The 25203-nt window shown below is 59.1% G+C and carries 21 protein-coding genes and 1 tRNA gene; all 22 read right to left on the bottom strand.

Annotated elements, in window-relative coordinates:
* Positions 1–107 precede the first annotated feature (107 nt).
* The gene (locus AB5758_RS04495; protein ID WP_368141467.1) at positions 108–854 is read right to left on the bottom strand and encodes an anti-sigma factor antagonist; all 747 of its coding nucleotides are present in this window, start codon (positions 852–854) and stop codon (positions 108–110) included.
* A 78-nt stretch (positions 855–932) separates the two neighbouring features.
* Positions 933–3278, bottom strand: a complete 2346-nt coding sequence (locus AB5758_RS04490; protein ID WP_368141466.1) for a SpoIIE family protein phosphatase — start codon at positions 3276–3278, stop codon at positions 933–935.
* 59 nt (positions 3279–3337) lie between these two features.
* Positions 3338–3427, bottom strand: a tRNA-Leu gene (locus tag AB5758_RS04485).
* Between the two features lie 593 nt (positions 3428–4020).
* The gene (locus tag AB5758_RS04480) at positions 4021–5049 is read right to left on the bottom strand and encodes an ABC transporter ATP-binding protein (protein ID WP_022094888.1); all 1029 of its coding nucleotides are present in this window, start codon (positions 5047–5049) and stop codon (positions 4021–4023) included.
* Complete coding sequence (locus tag AB5758_RS04475) at positions 5049–6140, bottom strand: ABC transporter ATP-binding protein (protein ID WP_368141465.1); 1092 nt, start codon at positions 6138–6140, stop codon at positions 5049–5051. Before AB5758_RS04475 ends, AB5758_RS04480 begins: the two co-directional genes overlap by 1 nt.
* Positions 6141–6142: 2 nt before the next feature.
* Positions 6143–7078 (bottom strand): ABC transporter permease, encoded by a 936-nt coding sequence (locus AB5758_RS04470; RefSeq protein WP_368141464.1) that lies wholly within the window; start codon positions 7076–7078, stop codon positions 6143–6145.
* Positions 7079–7092: 14 nt separating this feature from the next.
* Positions 7093–8130, bottom strand: a complete 1038-nt coding sequence (locus AB5758_RS04465; protein ID WP_368141463.1) for an ABC transporter permease — start codon at positions 8128–8130, stop codon at positions 7093–7095.
* A gap of 156 nt (positions 8131–8286) precedes the next feature.
* The gene (locus AB5758_RS04460) at positions 8287–9963 is read right to left on the bottom strand and encodes a peptide ABC transporter substrate-binding protein (protein ID WP_368141462.1); all 1677 of its coding nucleotides are present in this window, start codon (positions 9961–9963) and stop codon (positions 8287–8289) included.
* Between the two features lie 293 nt (positions 9964–10256).
* The gene (gene secG / locus AB5758_RS04455) at positions 10257–10511 is read right to left on the bottom strand and encodes a preprotein translocase subunit SecG (protein ID WP_006236144.1); all 255 of its coding nucleotides are present in this window, start codon (positions 10509–10511) and stop codon (positions 10257–10259) included.
* A 164-nt stretch (positions 10512–10675) separates the two neighbouring features.
* Positions 10676–12229, bottom strand: a complete 1554-nt coding sequence (gene gpmI / locus AB5758_RS04450) for a 2,3-bisphosphoglycerate-independent phosphoglycerate mutase (protein WP_368141461.1) — start codon at positions 12227–12229, stop codon at positions 10676–10678.
* A gap of 5 nt (positions 12230–12234) precedes the next feature.
* Entirely contained in the window at positions 12235–13002 is a 768-nt protein-coding gene (gene tpiA, locus AB5758_RS04445; protein WP_089572945.1) for a triose-phosphate isomerase, read from the bottom strand.
* Positions 12995–14185, bottom strand: coding sequence for a phosphoglycerate kinase (locus tag AB5758_RS04440; RefSeq protein ID WP_006236149.1), 1191 nt, complete (start codon positions 14183–14185; stop codon positions 12995–12997). The genes tpiA and AB5758_RS04440 overlap by 8 nt, the downstream gene beginning before the upstream one ends.
* Positions 14186–14325: 140 nt before the next feature.
* Entirely contained in the window at positions 14326–15351 is a 1026-nt protein-coding gene (gap, locus tag AB5758_RS04435) for a type I glyceraldehyde-3-phosphate dehydrogenase (RefSeq protein WP_022094880.1), read from the bottom strand.
* A gap of 193 nt (positions 15352–15544) precedes the next feature.
* A complete protein-coding gene (gene whiA / locus AB5758_RS04430; RefSeq protein WP_195246818.1) occupies positions 15545–16474 on the bottom strand; it encodes a DNA-binding protein WhiA in 930 nt (309 codons plus the stop codon).
* 6 nt (positions 16475–16480) lie between these two features.
* Complete coding sequence (rapZ, locus tag AB5758_RS04425) at positions 16481–17401, bottom strand: RNase adapter RapZ (RefSeq protein ID WP_022094878.1); 921 nt, start codon at positions 17399–17401, stop codon at positions 16481–16483.
* A gap of 101 nt (positions 17402–17502) precedes the next feature.
* Positions 17503–18189 (bottom strand): N-acetylmannosamine-6-phosphate 2-epimerase, encoded by a 687-nt coding sequence (locus tag AB5758_RS04420; protein ID WP_022094877.1) that lies wholly within the window; start codon positions 18187–18189, stop codon positions 17503–17505.
* Between the two features lie 140 nt (positions 18190–18329).
* Positions 18330–19295: an ROK family protein gene (locus tag AB5758_RS04415; protein WP_195246821.1), complete on the bottom strand. Its 966-nt coding sequence runs from the start codon at positions 19293–19295 to the stop codon at positions 18330–18332.
* A gap of 170 nt (positions 19296–19465) precedes the next feature.
* Entirely contained in the window at positions 19466–20386 is a 921-nt protein-coding gene (locus AB5758_RS04410; protein WP_035138887.1) for a dihydrodipicolinate synthase family protein, read from the bottom strand.
* Between the two features lie 68 nt (positions 20387–20454).
* On the bottom strand, positions 20455–21306 hold the full coding sequence (locus AB5758_RS04405; protein ID WP_195232148.1) for an acetylxylan esterase: 852 nt from the start codon (positions 21304–21306) through the stop codon (positions 20455–20457).
* On the bottom strand, positions 21299–22276 hold the full coding sequence (locus AB5758_RS04400) for an acetylxylan esterase (protein ID WP_368141460.1): 978 nt from the start codon (positions 22274–22276) through the stop codon (positions 21299–21301). The genes AB5758_RS04405 and AB5758_RS04400 overlap by 8 nt, the downstream gene beginning before the upstream one ends.
* 80 nt (positions 22277–22356) lie before the next feature.
* Positions 22357–23184: an ABC transporter ATP-binding protein gene (locus AB5758_RS04395; RefSeq protein WP_138112022.1), complete on the bottom strand. Its 828-nt coding sequence runs from the start codon at positions 23182–23184 to the stop codon at positions 22357–22359.
* Complete coding sequence (locus AB5758_RS04390) at positions 23185–25200, bottom strand: dipeptide/oligopeptide/nickel ABC transporter permease/ATP-binding protein (protein ID WP_035138893.1); 2016 nt, start codon at positions 25198–25200, stop codon at positions 23185–23187. It lies immediately after the preceding gene.
* Positions 25201–25203 lie beyond the last annotated feature (3 nt).

Here is a 25203-nt window from a genome sequence, read left to right as displayed (position 1 = left end):
GCTTGCGGGTTATTAATTTACGCGAGTTGTCCAAAAGACGCAAGTACTTTTTTCAAAAAACTTGTCTGCCGCATGTTCTTAGTAGCTAAACGCGCTAAAGCGATTGGCTAGGCACACGTTTCCAGCGCTCCGCTAAACAGCTTCACCATCTGCACGCGCGTGCCGGCGCCGTCCGTACGACGAGCAACCTCCACGTTATCGACGAGCATACGCATAAGCTTGATGCCACGGCCGCGCTCCTCAGATGCGACCGGTTCGCTCGTTTCATCGATAGAATAGCCGGCACCCCGATCAAGCACCTCAACCACAACGCGATCGCCATAGGCCTGAACCGTCAGGACGCACCCGATACCGCCCGCATGGTCATAGGCATTACCCAGCGCCTCCCCCGACGCCAATGCGACATCGTAGCGCTCGTCACGGCGCAACGGAAGCGATTCAAGGAGTTCGGCGATGCGATGTCGGTAGTATGGAAGATTCTCGATACCCTGACGGACCTCGACGCTCTTACTCCAGCGAGGCAGCTCCCCCACCGGAATGGCGGGAATAGACTCCCGTGCCGGCCCCGCGACATGAAGGATATCGACAAGACGAGCAATCTCCAAAAAGCGAACAACTTCACCTGATGCATTGACGAGCGAAAGCAGGCCTTCTCGCCTCATGAGCTCACGAGCGCGCGTAAGCAGGAATGCCAAGCCCGTCGAATCGATAAAGCTAACAGCCTGACAGTTGATGACAACACGACGCACGCCGCGGCCAATCAAAGCATCCAACCGCCGACGCAGCGCAGGCACCGTGGCGATGTCGATATCGCCTGGTGGCGTCAAAACCGCTATGTCATTCCACTCATTCATACGACCATGGTTCCCCAAAAAAGCCCACTCGATGCATTCGTTTCCCCAACCGTGCGGATTCAGCCCGCCCAGCGTCGTCTATGAACGACCCTGTAAAAACTCAAGGGACACCAATGCAATGTCATCGTCCAGCGCCGATTCGGTAAATCGGTCAAGCTCGCCCAAGACCTTGCTGCAGATTCCCGATACGCCCTCACCCGAGACAGAGAGCAGAAGGTCACGAAGGCGCTGCTCGCCAAAGAAAGCACCCGAGCGATCACGTGCTTCGATTGTTCCGTCGGTATACATAAATAGCATGTCACCAGGAGCGAACGTAAACACGCCCGTCTCGTACACCATGCTCTCAAAGGCACCGATCACGCCCGATTGGCACCCAAGGAGCTCCACTTCTCCGCCTCGGGCTTCACCGCCACCAAGCGGCGTCGACGACGGCCTAATGACCATAGTGGGAGGATGCCCCGCAGAGCAATAGGTTGCGCGACCCGCTTTAAGATCGATCTTGGCGATAAACGCCGTCACAAACGTCTCGACCCTCGAAAAGCCCATGAGCATGCTATTGAGTGAGCGTGCCATACGGGCAGGCCCCGCGCCCTCCCAGGCATAGGCCGTCAGCGCTGTCTTGACGAGCGCCGACATCGACGCCGCCTCAATCCCCTTGCCGGATACATCGCCCAAAATCATTACGGCACAATCGTCGGGAAGACGGACAAGCGTATAGAAGTCGCCGCCGACCAACGCAGAATTCGTTGCCGATAGATATACCGAATCGGTTGCAATGCCCGGAACGTCACCAAGCGAATTTCTCATGCCAATCTGAAGCGTCTGAGCGATATGACGCTCTTCGCGCTTTTGAGACTCGCCTTCATAGATCAGCTCAAAGTCATGCGCCAGATGCACCAGGTAGTCGTATTCAAGGTCGTCAATTGGTTCTTGGCTGCCATCCCGGAGCAGCAAAGCGCGCCTCGTCGGCCCCTTGGCGATATCAGCGGGAACGATCGCATCGTTGCTTCGTTTGCCATCCGCTTCCGAGTGGTAGTGCCCCGCTTCGATGCCGGAGTCGACATAAAGTCCCTGACACGGTAGGCCGTGGGCCCTCAACCATGCACCCATAGATGTGGATTCGTCCACACGTGTAAGGCGCACGTGCTTGAGATCGTCAGCGCTCGTCCCGCCCAACACCGATGTCTCAAACCCGTCGGGGGCTGCCCCAAGGCGCGCAGCTGGCGCCGTGACAGAAAAGAAGAGTGACTCCGGATCGTCCGGCAGCGCCACACGACTGCCGCCCTCAAAATCGATGACATAGGTTTCGAGGCCCGCATCATATTCCACGGGGCAGAAATGACAATTGAGCACCGTGCAGATTTCCGTCGACACCGCTCGCGAAGCGGCAACGGGATCCTCGAGATAGGTAAACAGTTCGTCGCGCAGCAAATTGAGTGAGCGGCCGAGCTCCGCCGTGCGGCGCGAACGTAAGCTCGACGCCATGCCGACCAGCTGAATAGACAGGTAATCGCAAATGACCTCGAGCACGTTAACGTCATAGGCAAGTGGCGCCTGGGGGCGTTTCCAGCCAACTTCCAACACGCCAAGGACCTGCGTGCCGTAAAACACGGGAAGACAGATCTCGCTGCGATACGGGGGCATATCCTGCACGCGCAGCAAGTGCTTGGAGCGATTGTCCAAATCCATGAACATACCCGAAGCAACCCGGTCGCCCTCAAGGTCCTGCTGAATCGACAGGCGACAGGCACGCGACTCGCGAAGCACGTAGGTCGGAATACCCGCGCCGTACGGCAAAAATTCGGGCAGATAGCTGTCCTCAAGCTCCTTAGAAACACCGCGGAGCTTAAAGCCGCCGCTCTCGGAAAAATAGATAGCCGCACCGGAGGCATCGAGCGTTCCAACGAGCTGATTCAAAACGGTATCGAGCAAGCTGGGGAGCTCATCGGAGCCCACGGTACTCATAATGACCGAAAGGGTACCCGAAAGGCGTTTATTCGCCACCCTAAGCTCCGATAGCGCACGTTTGAGCTGACGATCGTGGGAATACTGCTCTTCGATGCTGTGAAGCGCCACCAGGACACGCGGTGCACGACGTCCAAAGATACGTGGAGGCGTAACGGAACCTGCGCAAACCAAGACGGGAATAAAAGACCCGTCGCTCAACTTGAGCATCAGCTCGCTCTCGGAGCCATCGGTCTCAAACGGCAGACGATGTTCGGTCGCGCGCTCAAAGGCAGACGAGTACAGAACGTCTTTAACATCTCCACCGATGACGTCAGCGCGTTCCTCGCACATCAGGTCGAGCAAACGATTATTCACATGCAGAATGGTTCCGTCGAGCTCACAGATGATGACAGCATCGCTCGTGATCTCGACCAGTTGGGCAACGTCTGCCCACTCGTTGCGCTCAAGCGTTTCCATCGTGGACCTCACCGTCTATCGGTAACAAAAAAGCCTCCGAAGAGGCTTCTCAAATGCGATGGTGTCGGAGGCGGGACTTGAACCCGCATGACCAAAAAGCGGTCACTAGCACCTCAAGCTAGCGCGTCTGCCAATTCCGCCACTCCGACATGCTATGTTGTTGATTCGCAGTTCGTTTTGTTGGACCCGCGCGTTCAACGAGGTAGATAATAACCTATGATTCGAGAACTGTGCAAGCACTTTTTTCAAAAAAGTTTACGAATTTGTAAATGCGCTGGTAGATCTATATGTTCGGCCCCGAATCGGTGTTGCCTCCCGGCGTGTCCTCGGGCATGAGCGATATTTTGTTGCGCACTTCGTGCTGCAAAATATCGCTCCCCCTGCGGAATGCGCCGGGAGGCAACACCGATTCGGGGCCTGCAAATACATACTTCAGGCACAGTTCTCAAACATGTTCTGGGGGCTGATGTAAATTTGGTGGCTCGGCAAAGCCGAGCCCTTATATAAGGAGGCCGGAGCCAAAGCTCCGGCCTCACTCAATTTCTCATCAGATTAAGTGAGCGATCAAGGAATCGCACTCCCCCTGCCGAGTTACCGCAGGGCCCGCCCTGAAGTTATTTTTCAGAACACTCCGCAGGACGCAAGAAACCCCCGCCGCACGAAGTGCGCAGCGGGGGTTTCTTGCATGTCCGAGGACGTTCTGAAAAATAACTTCAGGGCGGGCCCGGACAATAACAACCGACTACAGGTCGATGTGCGATTCCTTGATCGGGAACGGCTCCGCGAAGTGGCACGCACAGCAGTGGCCCGGTGCGACTTCCTTAAACTCGGGAAGCTTCTCAGAGCAGATACCCTGAGCGATCGGGCAGCGAGTGTGGAAACGGCAGCCGGTCGGCGGATCCAGCGGTGACGGCGGATCGCCGGCAAGGATGATACGCTTGCGAGTCTTCTGGATATCAGGGTCGGGAACCGGTACGGCAGACAGCAGCGACTGCGTGTACGGATGGTGAGGCTCGCTATAGAGCGTCTTCCAGTCCGAAACCTCAACCATCTTACCCAGATACATAACGGCAACGCGATCGGAAATGTGCTGCACGACGGACAGGTCGTGAGCGATAAACAGATACGCGGTACCGAACTTGTCCTGAAGTTCCTTGAGCAGGTTCAGAACCTGGGCCTGAATGGAAACATCCAGAGCGGAGACCGGCTCGTCGCAGATGATCAGCTTGGGCTTCAGCGCAAAAGCGCGGGCGATACCGACACGCTGACGCTGGCCGCCCGAGAACTCATGCGGATAACGGTTGATGTGCTCGGGGTTCAGTCCGACAACGTCGAGAAGCTCGCGGACGCGCTCAATGCGCTCCTCCTTGGTGCCCACGCCGTGAATGGTCATGGGCTCGGAGACGATCTCACCGATGGTCATACGAGGGTTGAGCGAAGCATAAGGATCTTGGAAGATAAACTGCATCTCGCGACGCATGTCCTTGATCTCATGCTTGCTCATCTCGGCAACATCTTTGCCCTGGAAGAACACCTTACCGGCGGTCGGCTTGGTCAGGCGCATGATGGTACGGCCCGTGGTGGACTTACCGCAACCAGACTCGCCAACCAGACCGAAGGTCTCTCCAGGATAAATCTCAAAAGAGATGTCATTTACAGCAGAGACGACACGCTTGGAGAAGCGCTTGGCGAACATGCCGGACTCAGCGGGGAACTCCTTAGAGAGGTGCTCGACCTTCAGCAGCGGAGTACGCTCGTTGGTATCTGCCATTACGCCTCGCCTCCCTTCTTGGAATCCTTGCGCGTACGGGACGTCACAGGAGCGTTCTTGAGGAACTCGGGGTCGCCAGCGTAGTGGCACGCAGAATAGTGACAAGACTCGGTAACAAAACGCTCGGGGCGCTGCTTGCGGCACTTATCCGTCGCATAGGGGCAGCGAGGAGAGAACACGCAGCCCTCGGGCAGGTTCATGAGCGAAGGCGGGTTGCCATGAATCGGCGTAAGCGGCTTCTTCTCATCGATGGCCTGCTCCGGGATGGAGCGGATAAGGCCCCAGGTGTAGGGGTGGCGGCTCTCGTAGAAGATTTCCTCAGCAGTACCGAACTCGACGGGACGGCCGGCGTACATAACCATGATCTTGTCGGCCATATCAGCGACGACACCCAGGTCATGGGTGATCATGATGATGGCGTTGCCGTTCTTCTCCTGCATCTCCTGCATGAGCTCGATAATCTGAGCCTGAATGGTAACGTCCAGAGCCGTCGTGGGCTCGTCGGCAATCAGGATATCGGGATCGCAGGCAAGAGCCATAGCAATCATGACGCGCTGACGCATACCGCCAGAGAACTGGTGCGGATACTCATTGACGCGCTTCTCGGGCTCGGGAATACCAACGAGGTCCAAAAGCTCGGTGGCACGCTTGAGCGCCTCCTGCTTGGAGTAGCCGCGGTGCAGACGAAGACCCTCGCCCACCTGCTTGCCGATCTTATAGACCGGGTTCAAGGAGGTCATAGGATCCTGGAAGATCATCGCGATGTCGTTACCGCGAATGTGCTGCATCTCTTCCTCGGTCATCTCGAGGATAGAACGACCGCGATAGCGAACGTCGCCGCCCTCGATCTTTCCCGGAGGCATCGAGATAAGACCCATGATGGTCATGGCGGTCACGGACTTACCGGAGCCGGACTCACCGACGACGCCCAGGGTCTCGCCGCGATCGAGCGTGTAGGAGACACCGTCGACAGCGCGAACAACGCCATCCTCGGTGTGGAAATACATCTTAAGGTCATCGACCTCGAGCAGATGCTGGCCCTCGGGAACCGGCTGGTCCTTCAGGTCCACATAGTTCTTGTTCTTCTTCATCCTTATGCGTCCTTCATCTTGACGTCGAGGGCGTCGCGCAGACCGTCACCCAGCAGGGTGAAGGCGAGCACCGTCGAGAGAATTGCCAGACCGGGCATGATCATCATCCAGGGAGCAGTCAGAAGATACTGCTGACCGTCCTGAATCATGGAGCCCCACGAAGGCGTAGGCGGAATAACGCCCATGCCGAGGAAGGACAGAGCGGACTCGGTCAGAATGGCGCCACCAATGTTCATGGTCGCGTAGACCACAATGGAGGCGACGGAGTTCGGGAAGATGTGACGCACGACGATACGAGCATCAGATGCACCCATCGCGCGCGCAGCGTCAACATAATCGTTTTCCTTGACCGTCAAGATTGCAGAGCGGAAGACGCGCGCAATCGAAGGCCAGCCGAGAATGCCGATGGCAAAAAAGACGTTCTGAAGACCACGGCCGATAACGGCGATCATGGCGACAACGAACAGCACGTACGGGAATGCCAGGAAGATATCCGCGCAGCGCATGATGATCGTATCCCAAATGCCGCCGTAGAAACCGGCTAGGGCACCCATGACCAGACCAATCACCGTGGAGATCGCAGTGGCCATAATACCGACGGAAAGCGAAACACGTGCACCGTAGATAACGCGGACGAGAATGTCACGACCTAGGGCGTCGGTGCCAAACGGGTGCTCGGCACACGGAGCCAACAGCGACGTCTCGGCCATAGTGGTCGAGTCGGAAGCCGTCGGGGAACCGAGCCAGGGCTTAGCCCACAGATCTGCGGTCAGGGCAACCACAACGACGATGATGATCCAGCAGACACCGATAACGGCAAGCTTGTTCTTACGAAGACGCTTAAAAGCGTCGCCCCACAGCGTGCGGGACTTGGCGGGAGCAGACGCGACCTTGGTGGCGGTAGCCTGCTCCTGAGACTGAGAATCAGTTTCCTGCATGAGACGTACCTCCCTTAGGCCTTATCCGACGGACCGCCAAGGCGGATGCGCGGGTCGAGGAATGCATAGCTAATGTCGACGAGCAGGTTGATCACCATGACGACGACAATGATGAGCGTAACGCCGCCCATAACGATGGGCCAGTCACGCATGCTAATGGCGCGATAGACCTCATAGCCGATACCGGGCCAGTTAAAGACCGTCTCGGTCAGGATGGCGCCCGAAAGCATGCCGCCAAAGTCGACACCAATATAGGTAACGACGGGGATGAGTGCATTCTTAAGCGCATGCTTGACGATGATCGCACGATTGGAGAGACCCTTGGCCTTTGCCGTACGAATGTAATCCTGGTTCATGACGTCAAGCAGCTGCGAGCGCATAATGCGCGCAGCATAAGCGGTCGAAACCGAAGCCAGCGTAATGGTCGGAAGCACATAGTGCATCCAATCCTGATACTGAGAGCTGGAACCGCCGGCACCCGAGATCGGCATGGAGATTGCACCGCCCGTGGCGTCCTTGAGGATGACGCCAAAGAACAGCTGCAGCAACATACCGAGCCAGAAGGCCGGGACCGCAACGAGGATCGACGTGGTGAGCGTTACCAAAATATCCCAGAAGGAATAACGCTTTACCGCCGAAATGATACCCGCACCGATACCCATAATTGCCTCGAGCACGATGGCGCACGCGGCAAGTTTGACCGTATACGGATACTTCTGGGCAAAGATTTCCGTAACCGGCAGCTTGCGCTGATACGAATTGCCCAGATCGCCATGAAGCAGGCCGTTCATGTAATACAAGTAACGGTCCACGAGCGACGTTTGAACGGGGTCGCCGTTCTCGTCAAGGATCGCGTTGCCGTCCTCGTCCGTCTGGACCAGGTGATAGCGGACGCGAAGCTGAAGCTCCACCTCGGGGGACAGAGCCTTGTCTCCACCGATCAGCTTGATCGGATCTCCCGGCACGATATTCTGGAGGGCGAACAAAATCAGCGTAACGCCCAAAAACACCGGGATGAACTGAAGCACACGTTTAACGATGTACTTACCCATACCACTCCCCTATCTAGGGATTAACCTAAATGGGATGCCGATCGCCAGACCGGCATCCCAAAATTACCATCAGCCAGTTTACCCCAGGTTAGGGAGAACTGTATGTTTCCCATGAGGTCTACGTAAATACTTGACCCTCACGGAAGCTGCAAACTCTTAGGCGAGCTCAGCGGTACCCAGATCGGCGTGCTTCTGCGGATCGACATAGAGGTGCTTGATGCGATCGGAGCCGGCGATGGTGTGCGTGTAGAACATAATCGGGATGACCGGGCAGTCGGCAGCGACCATTGCGTCGGCCTCCTGCATCTTAGCGACGCGCTCCTCGTCGTCAACAATAGTACGAGCCTCGTCGACCTTGGCGTCGAACTCGGGATTGTTGTAACCGGAGCGGTTGTCGCCACCGATTGAGTCGGAGTGGAACAGCGGATACAGGAAGTTGTCCATGATCGGGTAGTCGGCAATCCAACCCAGACGACCGAACTGATAGTTAAAGTTCTGATACTGCTCGAGCAGGGCAGACCACTCAGGGGTATCGGAGACAGCGGTAACGCCAACCTTGGCGAGGTCGCCGATGATGGACTCCATGATCTCCTTGTGACCGCCGTCCTGGTTGTAGGACAGGGTCACGCTAATGCCACGATCCCCGTTAGCGCCAGCGGGAGCAACCTTGTCGAGGTACTCGTTAGCCTTGTCGACATCGTAGGCGCAGAACTCCCATGCGCCCTCCTTGTAGCCATCGATGCCCGGAGGAACAATGCCGTCGGCAGGGGTACGGGTACCCTTGAAGATGGTCTTGCAGATGGCCTCACGGTTGATGGCCAGGGAGATGCCCCTACGCAGGTCGGCGTTGTTGAACGGCTCGGCCGTGGTGTTGCAGGTCAGATAGTACGTGGAAGGCTCGGCGCCGAGCAGCATGCGCTCGCCGTCACCCATGGTGTAGCCGTCCTTGGACACGCCGCGATCCTTCTTGGCGGCATCGATCTGAGCGACGGGAACGTCGCAGACATCGAGGTTACCGGCCTGGAACTCCTTGTAAGCGGTCTCCATGTCCTTGATGACCTGGAAGTGGATGCCATCGATCTTGGCCTTGTCGCCATAGTAATCGTCGAACTTCTTGACGTTAATCTCCTGGCCATCCTCCCACTTGCCGTCCATCATGAACGGGCCGTTACCGACCGGGGCAAGATAGAAGCTCTTGACATCGGACTCGGCGCACTCGGGAACCGGGGCCAGAGCCGGATGAGAGGCGACGAAGGGGAAGTCAGCGTAAGCGGAAGACAGCTTGACGACGAGGGTCTCATCGTCGGGGCACGTAACGCCGCTGAGCTCGGTAGCGTTACCGGCAAGCAGGTCGTCATATCCCTCGACCATGGAAAGGTGATAGGAGACCTCGGAAGGGCCGTACTCGGTAGCGATGGCCGACTTGGTGTTGACCAGACGCTCCCAACCGAGCTTGAAGGACTTGGAGGTAACGTCGTCACCGTTGTGGAACTTGGCCTTCTTGATCTTGAAGGTAAACTCGGTGGCGTCGTCGTTGGACTCAAAGGACTCGCAAGCCAGCGGAACGATCTCGCCCTTCTCGGCGTCGTAAGAGGTCAGAGCGTCAAAGAGCTGATACTCGACCTGAGTGCCCTGGTCCTCCTGGACGTTGTAGGGGTCGATGCAGACCGGGTTGTTGATGTAGAAGTTCAGCGTCGAACCGGACTCAGAACCGGAAGCGTCGCCGCCCTTCTTGCCGCATGCGGCAAGAAAAGCCATGGAGCTCGCAGCAAGGGTACCGCCAACGAAGGCGCGACGACCCATAACGGGCTGGTGGAACATAGAATCAGCCATGCCATCCTCCTTATGAGATAGGACAAAGAAATGTTCAGTCGGACACATGTCGAGACAATCCGATCCGAACCATTAAAACGCCGCCCGTTGCTATGGCTGGTTATGCACAACGGACCAACGTTTCGCAATACTGTAGCGCATTTTATGCACGATTTGGGGCTAATTCCGGTCAACGGTCAAGAATTTCTTTAGTTGGGCGAAGTATGTGGGGATATTTTGACTCTGTTACAAATATGTAAACAAAAAGGGTCCCGCACCTGCAAGACCCATTACAAACGTATATACGCCGATGCTTAGTAGCCGACGATGCCCTGCGGGAAGAAGAACATGCACAGGACGACGCACACGGCAAAAACAACGGCCATAATTACCGTCAGGCGATCGAGGTTCTGCTCCATGACGCCCGTGGCAGAGCTGGAGTTATACAGCGAGCTAGCGATCATATCCGAAACGCCGGTGCCCTTACCGGAATGCATCAGGACGAGAATCGTCAGCGCCACGGCAGAGACAGCCCAAACGACAAACAGAAGAATCTGGAACGGACCCATAGATAAGCTCCTTAATAGAACAGTTCTAACTCCAGTACTGTACCACAATCCCCCGCTCTCCCCTACCTGCCACTCGGGGACGGGGTAGAAATGGCAGAAATACCAAAAAGGGGGTTGTCCGGTTGTGGACAACCCCCTTACTAGAAAACGGTATTTGTTTTCTATTAGGCCTCGGTGGCGAGCACGCGGCCCGTCATCTCGGCGGAAGGCTCAATACCAGCCATGGTGAGCATGGTCGGAGCGATATCGGAAAGACGGCCGTCCTCGATACCGGTGAGCTGTGCCTTCTCATCAACGATGATGAACGGCACGCGGTTGGTGGTGTGAGCCGTAAACGGATGCTTGGAACCGTCGGAAGCAACGTCAAACATGTGATCGGCGTTGCCGTGGTCGGCGGTAATCAGTGCAAAGCCGCCCTTGGCGAGAATCGCCGGGACAACCTTGGACAGGGCATCGTCAACAGCCTCGACAGCCTTAACGGCAGCGTCGAAGACACCGGTGTGACCAACCATGTCGCAGTTCGCGAAGTTCACGATGTAGAAATCAGCGCGATCCTCGTTGATGGCGGCGACGAGCTTCTCGGTAACCTTGGGAGCGCTCATCTCGGGCTGCAGATCGTAGGTAGCGACCTTGGGGGAAGCGACGAGCACGCGCTCCTCGCCCTCCTTGGGCTCCTCGATGCCACCGTTGAGGAAGAACGTCACGTGGGCGTACTTCTCGGTCTCGGCAGTGTGCAGCTGCTTCAGGCCATTGGCGGCGATAACGTCGGCCAGGACGTTCTCGGGGAACGTCTTGGGGAAGGCGACCTCGACGTCAAACGTCGGATCGTACTCGGTCATCGTCACAAAGTGCGAAAGCTTGATCTGCTCGCGCTCAAAGCCGTCGAACTCCTTGTCCGTGAACACGCGGGTCATCTGACGAGCGCGGTCGGGACGGAAGTTGAAGAAGATGGCCGCGTCGCCCTCGTGAATGCCCTCGTTGTGGGCAGCGAAGGGCTCGACGAACTCATCGCCGCGCGGGTCCTTCTCGTAGTAGGCCTTGATACCGGCAACGGGGTCGGTATCAGCATCGGACGCGTTGACCATGACGTCGTAGGCGCGCTGGATGCGCTCCCAACGGTTGTCGCGGTCCATCGCCCAATAACGACCCGAGACGGTGGCAACGCGAGCGTCGCAACCGGTCTCCTCGGAAATCTTGGCCAGGAAGGCGCAGAACTCGCTCATGTAGCCAGCACCGGACTGCGGGTCGACGTCGCGGCCATCCATGAAGGCGTGGACGCGAACGGTCTTGACACCGTGCTCGGCAGCCATCTTGACCAGAGCCTCGACGTGGTTCATGTGAGAATGAACACCGCCAGGGCTCATAAGGCCCATGAGGTGGAGAGTCTTGCCGTCAGCCTTGACGTCGTCCATAGCCTTGACAAAAACCTCGTTCTTGGCGATGGAGCCGTCCTTGATGGCGTTGTTGATGCGCGAAAGCTCCTGGAACACGATGCGTCCGGCACCGATGTTGAGGTGACCCACCTCGGAGTTACCCATCTGGCCATCGGGAAGACCCACGTCCTCGCCCGAAGCGCCGAGCGTGGTGTGGGGGTACTTCTCGTACAGGCTATCAAGGAAGGGCGTCTTGGCAGCGGCGACGGCGTTCTCGCCATCGGCCGGAGCAAGGCCGCAACCATCCATGATGATCAGGAGTGCAGGAAGATGACGCTGTGCCATATGTCCTACTCGCCTGCCTTGACGACCATAGAGGCGAAGTCGGCAGCCTTGAGCGAAGCGCCGCCCACGAGGGCGCCGTCAACGTCGGGCTTGGCGACGAGCTCGGCAATGTTGCCGGGCTTGGCGGAACCGCCGTAGAGAACGCGGATGCCGTCGGCGAGCTCCTCGCCGAACATCTCCTTGAGGGTCTCACGGATAGCGCCGCAGACCTCCTGAGCGTCCTCGGCGGTAGCGGTCTTGCCGGTGCCGATGGCCCAGATGGGCTCGTAGGCGACGACGACCTGCTTGGGGCAGGTGATCTCAAGGCCAGCAAGGCCAGCCTTGACCTGGTTCACGACGTGCTCGACATAGGTGCCAGCCTCGCGGACCTCGAGGGACTCGCCGCAGCAGAAGACGGGAACAAGACCGGCGGCAACGAGAGCCTTGGCCTTCTTGTTCTGATCCTCGTCGGTCTCGTGGAAGTAGTCGCGACGCTCGGAGTGACCGATGATGCAGTAGGTGCAGCCAGCGGACTTGAGCATGTCGCAAGAGGACTCGCCGGTGAAGGCACCCTTGGCCTCCCAGTACACGTTCTGTGCACCGAGGGCGATGGGGGCAGCCTGAATGCGGTCATGAACCGTGGTGATGTCGATGGTCGGAGGGCAGACGAGCACCTCGACGCCAGCCGGAACCTCGGGCAGAGCCTGAGCCAGCTCGTCGGCGAGTTTGGCGGCCTCGGCGACGTCGTTGTTCATCTTCCAGTTACCAGCGATGAGAAGGGTGCGATTAGGCATCGAGAAGCGCCTCCACTCCGGGCAGGGCCTTACCCTCGACGAGCTCCATGGAAGCGCCACCACCGGTGGAGATCCAGCTCATCTTGTCGGCCAGGTTGAACTTGTTGACAGCCGCGACAGAGTCGCCACCGCCGATGATCGAGGTGCAGTCGGCCTCGGCGACAGCCTCGGCGATAGCCTGGGTGCCGTGAGCGAAGTTGTCGAACTCGAAGACGCCCATGGGGCCATTCCAGAACACAGTCTTGGCGCCCTTGACGGCCTCGGCGTAGAGCTCCTCGGTCTTAGGACCGATGTCCATACCCTCACGATCGTCGGGGATAGCGTCGGAAGCGACAACCTCGGGAACAGCGTCCTCGCCAAAGTGATCGGCAACGCGGTTGTCGATGGGGAGCAGGATCTTGACACCCTTCTCCTCAGCCTTCTTGAGCATCTCGCCGGCGCGCTCGACCCAGTCCTCTTCCTTGAGGGACTGACCAACGGACAGGCCCTGAGCCAGGAAGAAGGTGTAGGCCATGCCGCCACCTATGATCAGGGTGTCAGCGGAGTCGATGAGGTGATCGAGAACGCCGATCTTGGAGGAAACCTTGGAACCGCCGACGATGGCGACGAAGGGGCGCTCGGGCTCGGCGAAGATGCCGGTCAGCGTGTCGACCTCCTTCTCGAGCAGGAAGCCGGCGACGGCAGGCAGGTAAGCGGCGGGGCCCACGACGGAACCCTGGGCGCGGTGAGCGGTGCCGAAGGCATCGAGAACGAAGACGTCACCATAGGAAGCGAGCTTCTTGGCGATCTCGGGATCGTTCTTCTTCTCACGCTTATCGAAGCGGACGTTCTCGAGAACGAGGACCTTGCCCGGCTCGACGGCGGCAACAGCCTCAGCAGCCTTCTCGCCGTAGGTGTCGGCGACAAAGGCAACGTCGAGACCAGAGAGCTCGGCGAGCTTCTTGGCGACAGGCTCAAGGGAGAGCTCGGGCTGGAAGCCGGTGCCCTCGGGACGGCCGAGGTGGCTCATGAGGATGACGCGAGCGTTGTGCTCAACGAGATAGTTGATGGTGGGCAGGGCAGCCTTGATACGGGTGGTGTCGCCAACGACGCCATCCTTGATAGGCACGTTGAAGTCAACGCGGACGAGAACGCGCTTGCCGTCGACATCGATGTCGCGAACGGTCTTCTTGGTAAAGGCCATGTTTGCTTCTACCTTTCGTACGTGTCTGCCTCCCATTACGGCAGACGATTTCTTATAAAAAGGGCGCGACCCTAGGGTGTAAGCCCTATAAGGCCGCGCCCTTCTTTAGACGCTCAACGAGCTATTCGCTAAAAGCTAAATTAAGCAACGAACTTCTCGAAGTACTTGATGGTGCGGACCATCTGAGAGGTGTAGGAGTTCTCGTTGTCGTACCAAGAGGTGACCTGAACGAGGGTCTGACCGTTGCCGAGGTCAGAGCACATGGTCTGAGTGGCGTCGAAGATGGAGCCGTGGGTCTCGCCGATGATGTCGGTGGAGACGATGTCGTCCTCGTTGTAGCCGAAGGTCTCGGAGATGGTGGCAGCGTAGGCCTTCATAGCGGCGTTGACCTCGTCGACGGTGACCTTCTTGTCAACGACAGCGTAGAGGTTGGTGATGGAGCCGGTCGGCGTCGGGACGCGCTGGGCGGCACCGATGAGCTTACCGTTGAGCTCGGGGAGAACCAGGCCGATAGCCTTGGCAGCACCGGTGGTGTTGGGGACGATGTTAACGGCGCAGGCGCGGCTACGACGCTTGTTGCCCTTGCGCTGCGGGCCGTCGAGCGGCATCTGGTCGCCAGTCCAGGCGTGAATGGTGGTCATGATGCCGGACACGATGGGAGCGAAGTCGTTCAGACCCTTGGCCATCGGGGCGAGGCAGTTGGTGGTGCAGGAAGCAGCGGAGATGATGTTGTCCTCAGCGGTCAGCGTCTCATGGTTGACGTTGTACACGATGGTGGGCAGATCGCTGCCAGCCGGAGCGGAGATGACGACCTTCTTGGCGCCAGCGTTGATGTGGGCCTGAGCCTTAGCCTTGCTGGTGTAGAAGCCGGTGCACTCGAGAACGACGTCAACGTCGAGGTCGCCCCAAGGCAGGTTGTTGGCGTCGGCCTCCTTGTAGATCTTGATCTCCTTGCCGTCAACGGTGATGGAATCCTCGCCAGCAACGACCTCGTGATCGCGAGCGTAGTTGCCCTGCGTGGAGTCGTACTTCAGCAGGTAAGCGAGCATATCGGGAGAGGTGAGGTCGTTGATAGCGACGATCTCGGAGCCCTCATGACCGAACATCTGACGGAAAGCCAGACGACCGATGCGACCGAAGCCGTTAATAGCAACCTTTACTGCCATTGTGTCTCCTTTCGTAAGGCCCCCGCGAGCTACAGCGCCCGCCGTTGAGGCCCACAAACTAACCACTCGCCTAATATACCTTTTTTTTGACTTGAATTTCACGAGAATGCTCGAAATTGAAAATCAAATTTACGTTAAAACGTTTTAAAGACTAAAATAGCAGTTAAATCCATATATAAGTCGATACTTCAAACTACCTGTTTGCTTCAATGAGCTTTTCAAGCCGTAAAACACGATGGTAGAGGGCCGACTTCGACAAGGGAGGGTCAGCCATCTCCCCCAAATCACGCAGTGACAGATCGGGGTAGCGCTCGCGCAGGTCGCAAAAGACCGCCAAGGCATCCGGAAGCGCATCGCGAAGGCCACGCTGCTCGAGCTCATCGATCAACGCAAGCTGATGCTGGGCGGCACCGGCGCTTCTGGTCTGGTTGGCGAGCTCGGCGTTCACGCGACGGTTTACGTCGTTCTTAACCAATTTGACCGCGCGCGCTTCCTCGATCTCGGCAACGCTGCGCTTGGCGCCGACCAGCTTTAGGAGCTGCTCGATCTCCTCGGCGCTCTTAATGTACACGGCATATGACCCCCGCCGCGCATTAACACGAGCATGGACCCCAATCTGCTCCAACAGATCGCAAAGCCCCTTGGCATATTGCTCGCCCTGCACCGCGATCTCCAAATGAAAATCGCCGCGTGGATCGGCCACGAAGCCGCCCGCGATGAGCGCGCCGCGGATATAGGCAAGCCTGCAGCAGGGACGGGCAACGATATGTCGGGGCACGCCGGCGACAAGTCCTCCCCTGCGGTCGAGGATGCCCAGCAGCACCAGAGCCTTATCCAGGTCTGGCTGATCAGGCAAGGTGATGAGGTAGTTTCGAACCTTATGCAATACAGATTTACGAACGGTGAATTCCGTTTTGAGCTTAAGGATGCGATGCGTCAGTGTGATCATCGTGCGCGCGACGGCGCCCGTCTCGGTCGCGACCGTCAAACGATACCGCCCGGAGCCGGCCAGCGAAAGTGTACCGCTCACACGCGTCAGGGCGGCAAGCGTCGACAAATCGCAGTATTCACATTCGGGTTCGCAGCGCGCGAGTTCGTCACGCACCTCGGCGGTAAACGACATGCAGGCCTATGCTTTCGTGTTGGCGCGCGACAGGTCGCGGTGGGAAATGCTCACGTGATATTGAGCGCCTTCCAAATAACGTGCCGTGGCCTCGGCGATGGCAACGCTGCGGTGTTGACCGCCCGTGCAGCCGATGGCAATAGAAAGCTGTGGCTTGCCCTCCGCGATATAGCCCGGCATCACCGTATCGAGCAGCTGCGTCCAAGCTTTCCAGAACTCCTGGGTCTTGGGATGGTCCAGAACAAAGTCGGAGACCTTCTTATCGAGACCGGTCATGGTGCGCATCTCGGGATCGTAGAACGGATTGGGCAGGAAGCGAACGTCGATCATAATGTCCGCCTCAACGGGCATACCGTGCTTAAAGCCAAACGAGAACACGTGAACGTCCATGAGCTGCTGGTCGGACAACTCGGAGAACGCCATGCGCAATTTGTTGCGCAGGGCAGAGGTACGCAGGCGGCTCGTGTCGATGATCATATCGGCTCGGTCGCGCACACCCTGCAGCTGCAGGCGCTCGCGCTGAATCGCATCGGCCGTAGTCTCCCCCGGCTTGGCAATGGGATGGCGGCGGCGGTTTTCGCTATAACGACGGATCAGCACCTCGTCAGAGGCCTCGAGAAACACGATGTCACAGCTCATCTCGCGCTCCTCGAGTGCGGCAACGGCATCGAGCAGCTCATCGAACAAGCCCTGGCTGCGCAGGTCACAGGTGACGGCGAGATGCCTGCCCACGCCCGTATTGATGCCGACGAGCTCGGCAAGCTGGGCGATGAGACGCGGAGGCAGGTTATCGATGCAAAAATAGCCCATGTCCTCGAACACGTGCATGGCCTGTGTGCGGCCCGATCCGGACATTCCGGTGATGATGACGATATCGGGGATGCGCTCCGAGCGCTCCGCCGCATCCATGGCATCTCCCTTTTGCATGTGCTGCCTCCCGAAAACAAGCGCGGGACCCAGCAACCCGGATCCCGCGCGGTCAATTGCCTATATTGAGTATACCGCCCCGAGCGGATACGAGGCCTGTCTTACGCCTCAAGTGCAGCCTTGAACCAACTCGTAATACTCGTGGGGTGCGTGATGGCGGTGCCGACGACAACGGCCCAGGCGCCAGCATCGATCGCGGCGCGAGCCTCCTCGGGCGTATGCACGCGACCCTCGCAAATGATAGGAAGGCCGGGGAATTCCTCAGTCGCCTGACGCAGGAGCGGCAGGTCGGGGCCATCGGCCATGGTGCAGTCGATGGCGGCGACGCCGTGAGAAAGCGTGGTGGATACCAGGTCAAAGCCCATATCAACAGCACGGCGAATATCCTCGATGGTGGCACAATCCGCCATCAGGAGCACACCCTCCTCGTGCAGCGGGCGGAAGGTATCCTCGACCGTCTTGCCATCGGGGCGCGGACGATCGGTGGCGTCGATCGCCACGATATCGGCACCGGCAGCAACGCAGGCGCGAGCGTGACGCAGCGTCGGCGTGATGTAAACGCCCTCGTGCCCATCCTTCCACAGGCCGATGACGGGAACCTCACAGCGACCCTTAATGGCGGCAATGTCGGCAAGGCCCTGGCAGCGAATGGCGGCGGCGCCGCCGAGCTCGCAAGCGCGAGACATTTGCGCCATGGTCTCGGGCGTACGAAGCGGCTCGCCCATATACGCCTGAACGCTCACGACGAGCTTGCCCTTCAGGGACTGGATCAAAGGATCAACGGTCATGTTCGACTCAACCTTTCTCAAAACAGCCTTCTGAGACGCCGCACCTTGACGTTCAAACCGTCGCTCGCGTACCGAAGTACGCTTCGCTCCTCTTTCACGTCAATCTGCGGCACCTCAGAAGGCACACTTGGTAGTTATGTTTACTTCAACGAAGCAAGAAGATGCTCGGCGGCACCGATGAGCGGAGCATCGCCCTCCAGAGAACCGATGAGGATCGGCGTGTCCTGAAGCGGATCGAGCGCCTGGCTGGCATAGCCCTTGTGCACCGAATCCTTCCACGTCTGCGAACGCCAATCGGGACCTTGGTGAATCACGCCGCCCGAAAGCACGATGACCTCAGGGTCCAGGATGTTAGCGAGCGAGCCCAAGCTGGCCCCCAGCGCAAAGCCGGCGTCATGGATGACCTCGGTCGCCTTTGCGTCGCCCGCACGGCACAGATCGTTCACATCGCGACCGACCGAAGGACGGCTGGGGTCGACGCGGCCAAAACGCTCATCGTACATTCGACCAATGGAAGTGCCCGAAGCAACCGACTCCAGATGGCCGGAACGCCCGCAGGCGCAGGGAATGCCGGCGGCAGCCGAACACTCAATGTGGCCCATATGACCGGCAGCACCATGGAAGCCCTGCATCACGCGGCCGCTCTCGACATATGCGCCGCCGATGCCCGTGCCGATGCCAAGACACAAGACGGAGAACTTGCCCTTGCCGACGCCCCAGTGGGCCTCGCCCAGAGCATGAGCCTGCACGTCGCCCACAACGGCAACGGGAAGACCGAGGTCCTCGCGCAGACGCGGCCCCAACTGAACGCCGGACCAGCCGGGCATGATCTCATTGGCATACGCGATGGCGCCCGTCTTGGGATCGACGACGCCGGCGGCGCCGATACCGACGCCAAGGACCTCGACATCGGGATTCGCCTCGAGAGCGGCCTTGATGGACGCCTCGATACGCTGGAAGACGGCCTCGCCGCCCTCTTGGGCCTCGGTGGGAACCTCGGCCTCAAAGACGGGACGGGGCACACTACCGTCAGCCGGGTACTCCATGATGGCAGTCGCGATCTTAGTTCCGCCGATATCGACAGAGCAGACGTACTTGTTCTCCATGTCGCTCTCCTTAGGAGATAAAAACAACTACAGGAAATGAAGGCTGCGTTATCGCCGCAGCTTGGTAAAGGTTTCCCGGGTGTCCGAGGTTGGGGTGAAAGCGGTCGGGCGTTGACCTAATGGGTCACGCTCGACCGCTTGAGCCCCAAGATCGGGTGCCCGGGGAAGCTTTACAGGAGACCGTTGTCCTGGAGGACCTTCTTAATAGCCTCGACGTTCTCGCCGGTCATGGCCTTCACCGGGCGCGGCATGGTCGGGCTGTCGAAGATACCCATGAGGTTCATAGCGGTCTTGAAGGCGCCGACGCCACCGGCATAGCCCTGGACGCCCGAGGTGACATCCCAGATATGCGAAATCTCATTGAGGCGATCCTGCTCGGCCTTGACGGTAGCCCAGTCACCAGCCTGAGCGGCCTTCCACTGACGCACGTAGCCCTCGGGCTCAACGTTGGCGAGACCCGGGACGGAACCGTCGGCGCCACCGAGGTAAGCGCCGTCGACAACAACCTCGTGACCGGTGAGGATGCTCATCGGATGGCCGTTCTTCTCGTTCTCCTGAACGAGGTAGCGGAACGAGATGTCATCACCCGAGGAATCCTTGACGCCGGCCAGAACGCCCTCGGCACCGAGCTTGGCAAGGAGCTTCCAGGGGAGCTTGGTGTGGACACACACGGGGATGTCGTAGGCGAAGATGGGCAGGTCGAGTTCCTCATGCAGGATGCGGAAGTGCTCCTCGACCTCGGTCATGCCCTGCAGGGCATAGAACGGGCAGGTGGCGACGAGAGCATCGGCGCCCAGCTCCTGAGCGACCTTACCGTGCTCGATCATGCGCTCGGTCTCGGTGTCGATGATGCCGACCAGAACGGGAACGCGGTGGTCGACGATACGGACGGCCTCGGCGATGATCTGACGGCGACGCTCGTCGGTGGAGAAGACGACCTCGCCCGAGGAGCCCAGGAAGAACAAGCCATCGACGCCGGCATCGATCATGCGGTTGATGCTGCGCTCAAAGGAGGCAACGTCGAGCTGGTGATCTTCGGTATCGGGAACAACGACGGGAGGGATAACGCCGGTGAATTTCTGAGTTGCCACAAGAATCTCCTTAGTTGTCTGGCGGGCAGCCCTATGCCGCCCACTCTTGTTGGCAGTGTCCAGGCCGCCTAGGCCAAAGAACACGGGTAGAACGTTTGGTTAAAGAAGTCGACGACTTCGTTTTCGAACGCATTGATGCGCTCGTGAGCGTATTTGGCATAGACGATATGCCTCCGGTCACACTCAAGACCGTTGAATACGGCAAACTGGCCCTTGGGGTCGCTCGCGGCATCCATGAGCGATGTGCCCATGAGCACCGATCCGCGCACCCGAGACGACAGCGCCTCAAGGCCACCGGGAATTGGATTGGCAACCGCCGTGCAGGCGAGGCCCCGCTCGTCCAGAGCAGAAACCGCCAGCGCGACTCCGCCGCCAAGGCCCTCGCCCCATGCAAAGATGCGGTCGGGGTCCATGCCATCAAGATTGCGCGCCACCTTCGCCAACGCGCAACCCCAACGGACGCGCTCGACAAAAGCGGACGAAGAAATCCCCCGCTGCAGGTCGTCCGCACCAGCAACATCGTCATCCAGCGCGAGGACGGCATACCCCATGGCGGCAAATCTCGTCATGTGATGCCAGCCGCGCACAGGCCGATCGATGTCGTGGAACATCAGGCACAGCGGCACGCGCTCAGATACTCGGGCACGACCGACAGGCTCGATCAAACGAGCGTGAATCGCATCGTCACCGAGCTCAAAGGAGACCTCCGAGTAACGGGCGCAGGGGTTAACAAAGTCAATCGCCGTAATGGCCAGGCCTTGAATCTCAAGATTCGAAGCGCATGTCTCTAAATCAGAAACATCTGCTTGGACATCACCGCGCCAGTCCCGATATTCTGCGAGCCTTGACGAAACCGTTCCAGGAATTCCCACGAGCCCGGGGACAATCAGCTCGTCAACATTGCTCTCGCACTTAGACATGAGCCTCCCCTCCCTTGCAGAAAAACGGAATGATCAAATCGTCAAAATCCTGAATCTCCTCGTGGCCAAAGCCTTCAAAGAACTCATGACGCTTTTCGCAGGTCAGGTTGTTATAGACCGCAAACTGCGTCGCTGGCGGACAGACGATATCGGCTGTGCCAGTGCCAAACAGCACGGGGCATTTGACCATAGGGGCAAAGTTCTTGGAATCGAAGTACGCCAGCTTGGCATAGGCTTCGTCAATACGAGTCGAGTCCTCATCAAACCAGCGAGACCAATAGCGCAGGCCTTCGTAGGCAATGTCGTCGGCATCCAAATCCCAGACCAGGCGGAAATCCGACAGGAAGGGATAGAGGATGGCGGCACGATTGATAAGCTCGCTATTAAGCGCACAGGTCGCAATACCCAAACCGCCGCCCTGCGACGCGCCGTTCACAAACACACGGGCAAGATCGATGCCCTCGTGCTCACGAACAATACGGCACAGGATTCGAATATCTTGGTGTAAGCGGACATAGTAGAGGTTGGCCGGGTCGCCGTCGATGCCGGCGACGATATGCCCGGCAACCGTTGTGCCCTCAAATCCACCAATGTCCTCGGAGGGACCTCCTTGGCCGGGGCAGTCGAGGGCGATGAGTGCCATGCCCATGCCCGCAAACGACGCCTGCTCAAACCAGCTGCGGCTTGCACCCGGATACCCATGAAACTGAAGCACCAATGGCACGGGCTCGTCCGAGACGGGTTTAAGGTACTTGGCATGCAGGCGAGCGCCACACATGCCGGTATACCAGAGGTCGAAAAGCTGGCAGGTCGCGGCATCGGTGACCGATGCCGTCTCGATCGCATAGTCAAGCCCGACGGCGTCGGCCTCGGCCATGCGATCCTTCCAAAAGAGATCGAAATCTGATGGACGGGGCATGGCGCCTCGATATTCACCAAATTGATGTTGTAGCTCCTGAGCACTTGGCATGGCTCGTGAACCCAACCTTTCGAAATCGCAACGGAGGTGCGCCCGGCAAGGGAACCGGGCGCACGGGAGGGAAAGCGAGGTTACTCGCCGAGCTTGGGATGCAGCAGCGACGGCGCAGCGCCGAGCAGCATCTTGGTGTAGGGGTCCTGGGGGTGCTGGAAGACCTGCTTGGCCTCGCCCTGCTCGACGATCTTGCCGCCATTCATAACGATGATGTCGTCAGAGATATAGCGGACCGTCTGGATGTCATGGCTGATGAACACCATGGCCAGGCCGAGCTCCTTCTTAAGGTCAGTCAGCAGGTTCAGAATCTGCGCGCGGACCGAAACGTCCAGAGCCGAGGTGGGCTCGTCGGCGATGATGGCATCGGGGTTCAGCGACAGGGCACGGGCAATTGCGACGCGCTGACGCTGGCCGCCCGAAAGCTGGCCGGGAAGAACCTCGGCAGCGGAGCTGGGCAGACCGGTGAGCTCCAAGAGTTCCTTGACGCGCTTCTCCTGCTCGGCCTCGGTACCCAGGTTGTGGACGCGCATGGGGTCGAGCAGCTGCTCGCGAACGACCATGCGGGGGTTGAGCGCCGTGGCCGGGTTCTGGAACACGACCGAGATGACGCGACCCATGTGGCGACGGTCCTCGGCGGTACGTTTGGTAACGTCCTTGCCCTTAAAGTAGACCTTGCCGCTCGTGGGGGCCTGCAGGCCGCACATGACGTTAGCGGTGGTGGACTTACCGCAACCGGACTCGCCGACGATGCCGATCGTCTGACCGGGCATGAGCTTAATCGTTACACCCTGGACGGCGTGAACCAGGTTGGGGTGCAGAATCGAGCCGGTACGGGTCCTAAAGGTGACGTGGACGTCATCAAGGAAGATGATCGGCTCGACGCCGTTGACTGCGGTATCGCTCATCTACATCACCTCCGCGTGAGGGGTCAAACCATTTGCCTTGAGCACCTCGTCGGGGAGCTCGGAATAGAAGTGCTCGGTGCCGGGCACGCGCTTGAAGACCGGACGGGTATCCAGGCCAATACGCGGATGGCTCGAGCGGGGTGCGAAGCGATCGCCCTTGGGGAAATCGCGCGGGCTGGGAACGGCGCCGGGGACTTGGTGCAGACGGCCCGAGCCGCTCTCGATGGACAGAACGGAGCCCAGAAGACCGCGGGTGTACTCGTGGATCGGGTTGGTGAGCAGCTCCTTGGTGGGTGCCTGCTCGATAACCTGGCCAGCGTACATAACCGTGATGTTATGGGCAACCTCGGCGACCAGAGCCAGGTCATGCGAAACAAAGATCATGGCAAAGCCGAGCTTGGCCTGAAGATCGTTGAGCAGCTTGATGACCTGCTTCTGGACGGTAACGTCCAGAGCGGTCGTGGGCTCGTCGCAGATGACCAGCTTGGGGTCGCGGGTAAGGGCCATAGCGATCAGGACACGCTGACGCTGGCCGCCGGAAAGCTCGTGCGGATAGCTCTCGAGCGTGCGCTTGGGATCGAGGCCGACGAGCTCCAGGAGCTCCTCGGCGCTGCGGGTTCCGCCGCGCTTGGTGAGCTGCTTCATCTGGGCAGAGATGAGCATGGAGGGATTAAGCGAGGACAGGGCGTCCTGATAGACCATAGCGATATCGGTACCGCGCAGGCCGAACCACTCCTTCTTGCTCATCTTGAGCAGGTCGCGACCCTCCCAGAGAACCTCGCCGGAAAGATGCTCGTCATCGTCGGTCAGGCCCATGATGGCCAGCGTGGTGATGGACTTACCGCAACCGGACTCGCCCACCAGGCCCATGGTCTGACCAGGACGAACGTCAAAGTTGACATGGTCGACGACGTTGATATCACCGTGATGCTCAAACTGGATGCAGAAGTCACGGACCGAGAGAATCGGCTCAACGGACTCGTCGGGCACGTGGCGATCGTCACGCTTGAGCTCGACATCGCGCAGGGCGCCAAGGCGAGCGGAGAGGGACTGGGCCTGCTCCTTGTAGGCGCGAACGGGGTCGGAGACCAGCAGGTCGGCCTCGCGACGCTTGGAGGAATCGGTAGGATCCAGGGCAGCGGAGGGAGCAGCGGCCATGGCGTCGGTAATGCCCTCGGAGAGGATGTTGAGCGCCAGGCAGGTGATCATGATGGCTAGGCCCGGGAACAGCGCCTGCCACCAACGACCGGCGAGCACGCCGCCGCGGGCGTCGGCGAGGATGTTGCCCCAGGTAGCGGTGGGCTCCTGGATACCAGCGCCGATGAAGGTCAGCGAGGCCTCGAAGATGATGGCGTCGGCGACCAGGGTAACGGTGAAGACCATGATCGGGGCGATGCAGTTACGCAGAACATGCTTAATCAAAATCCACGGAGCCTTGGCGCCGGAAACGATGACCGCGCGGACATAGTCCTCGCCGTACTCGGACACGATATTGGCGCGTACGATACGGGCAATCTGCGGAGTGTACATAAAGCCGATGGCGAAGATGATCGACGGCACGGAGTTGCCCAGGATGGAGACGAAGACGGCCGCGAGGGCGATGCCCGGGATGGACATGATGATGTCCAAGATACGCATGATCGTCTCGGAGACGGCCTTGCGCGAAACCGCTGCAAGGGCGCCCACGACCGAGCCGCAGACCAGAGCCATGGCGGTGGCGCCAAAGCCGATAATCAGCGAGTAACGACCACCGTAGAGCATACGCGACAGAATGTCGCGACCCTTATCGTCGGTACCGAAGATAAATCCGTTGCCGGGAGCCTGGCGAGCCGTAAAGATCTCGACCGGGCTATAGGGGGCAAGAAGGGGCGCCAGAATCGCAGTCAGGGCGACCAGCACCAGCACGACGGCGGCAATCTTAGAAGACAGCGTCATCTTCTTCCAGCCACCGAGCTTGAGCCCCTTGGAGGCAGCCTTCTCGAGCTGCTCGGTTTGCTTCTCTCGAATCTTTACCATAAT

The organism is Collinsella aerofaciens (genome assembly GCF_040926405.1).
Lineage (GTDB): Bacteria > Actinomycetota > Coriobacteriia > Coriobacteriales > Coriobacteriaceae > Collinsella.
This window is presented reverse-complemented; position numbering and strand designations above follow the sequence as displayed.

Bases quoted from the DNA above. Each gene is read 5' to 3' on its own strand.
- AB5758_RS04495 (WP_368141467.1), bottom strand. From the start codon at position 854: ATGAATGAGTGGAATGACATAGCGGTTTTGACGCCACCAGGCGATATC.
- AB5758_RS04490 (WP_368141466.1), bottom strand. From the start codon at position 3,278: ATGGAAACGCTTGAGCGCAACGAGTGGGCAGACGTTGCCCAACTGGTC.
- AB5758_RS04480 (WP_022094888.1), bottom strand. From the start codon at position 5,049: ATGGCAGATACCAACGAGCGTACTCCGCTGCTGAAGGTCGAGCACCTC.
- AB5758_RS04475 (WP_368141465.1), bottom strand. From the start codon at position 6,140: ATGAAGAAGAACAAGAACTATGTGGACCTGAAGGACCAGCCGGTTCCC.
- AB5758_RS04470 (WP_368141464.1), bottom strand. From the start codon at position 7,078: ATGCAGGAAACTGATTCTCAGTCTCAGGAGCAGGCTACCGCCACCAAG.
- AB5758_RS04465 (WP_368141463.1), bottom strand. From the start codon at position 8,130: ATGGGTAAGTACATCGTTAAACGTGTGCTTCAGTTCATCCCGGTGTTT.
- AB5758_RS04460 (WP_368141462.1), bottom strand. From the start codon at position 9,963: ATGGCTGATTCTATGTTCCACCAGCCCGTTATGGGTCGTCGCGCCTTC.
- secG (WP_006236144.1), bottom strand. From the start codon at position 10,511: ATGGGTCCGTTCCAGATTCTTCTGTTTGTCGTTTGGGCTGTCTCTGCC.
- gpmI (WP_368141461.1), bottom strand. From the start codon at position 12,229: ATGGCACAGCGTCATCTTCCTGCACTCCTGATCATCATGGATGGTTGC.
- tpiA (WP_089572945.1), bottom strand. From the start codon at position 13,002: ATGCCTAATCGCACCCTTCTCATCGCTGGTAACTGGAAGATGAACAAC.
- AB5758_RS04440 (WP_006236149.1), bottom strand. From the start codon at position 14,185: ATGGCCTTTACCAAGAAGACCGTTCGCGACATCGATGTCGACGGCAAG.
- gap (WP_022094880.1), bottom strand. From the start codon at position 15,351: ATGGCAGTAAAGGTTGCTATTAACGGCTTCGGTCGCATCGGTCGTCTG.
- whiA (WP_195246818.1), bottom strand. From the start codon at position 16,474: ATGTCGTTTACCGCCGAGGTGCGTGACGAACTCGCGCGCTGCGAACCC.
- rapZ (WP_022094878.1), bottom strand. From the start codon at position 17,401: ATGCAAAAGGGAGATGCCATGGATGCGGCGGAGCGCTCGGAGCGCATC.
- AB5758_RS04420 (WP_022094877.1), bottom strand. From the start codon at position 18,189: ATGACCGTTGATCCTTTGATCCAGTCCCTGAAGGGCAAGCTCGTCGTG.
- AB5758_RS04415 (WP_195246821.1), bottom strand. From the start codon at position 19,295: ATGGAGAACAAGTACGTCTGCTCTGTCGATATCGGCGGAACTAAGATC.
- AB5758_RS04405 (WP_195232148.1), bottom strand. From the start codon at position 21,306: ATGTCTAAGTGCGAGAGCAATGTTGACGAGCTGATTGTCCCCGGGCTC.
- AB5758_RS04400 (WP_368141460.1), bottom strand. From the start codon at position 22,276: ATGCCAAGTGCTCAGGAGCTACAACATCAATTTGGTGAATATCGAGGC.
- AB5758_RS04395 (WP_138112022.1), bottom strand. From the start codon at position 23,184: ATGAGCGATACCGCAGTCAACGGCGTCGAGCCGATCATCTTCCTTGAT.
- AB5758_RS04390 (WP_035138893.1), bottom strand. From the start codon at position 25,200: ATGGTAAAGATTCGAGAGAAGCAAACCGAGCAGCTCGAGAAGGCTGCC.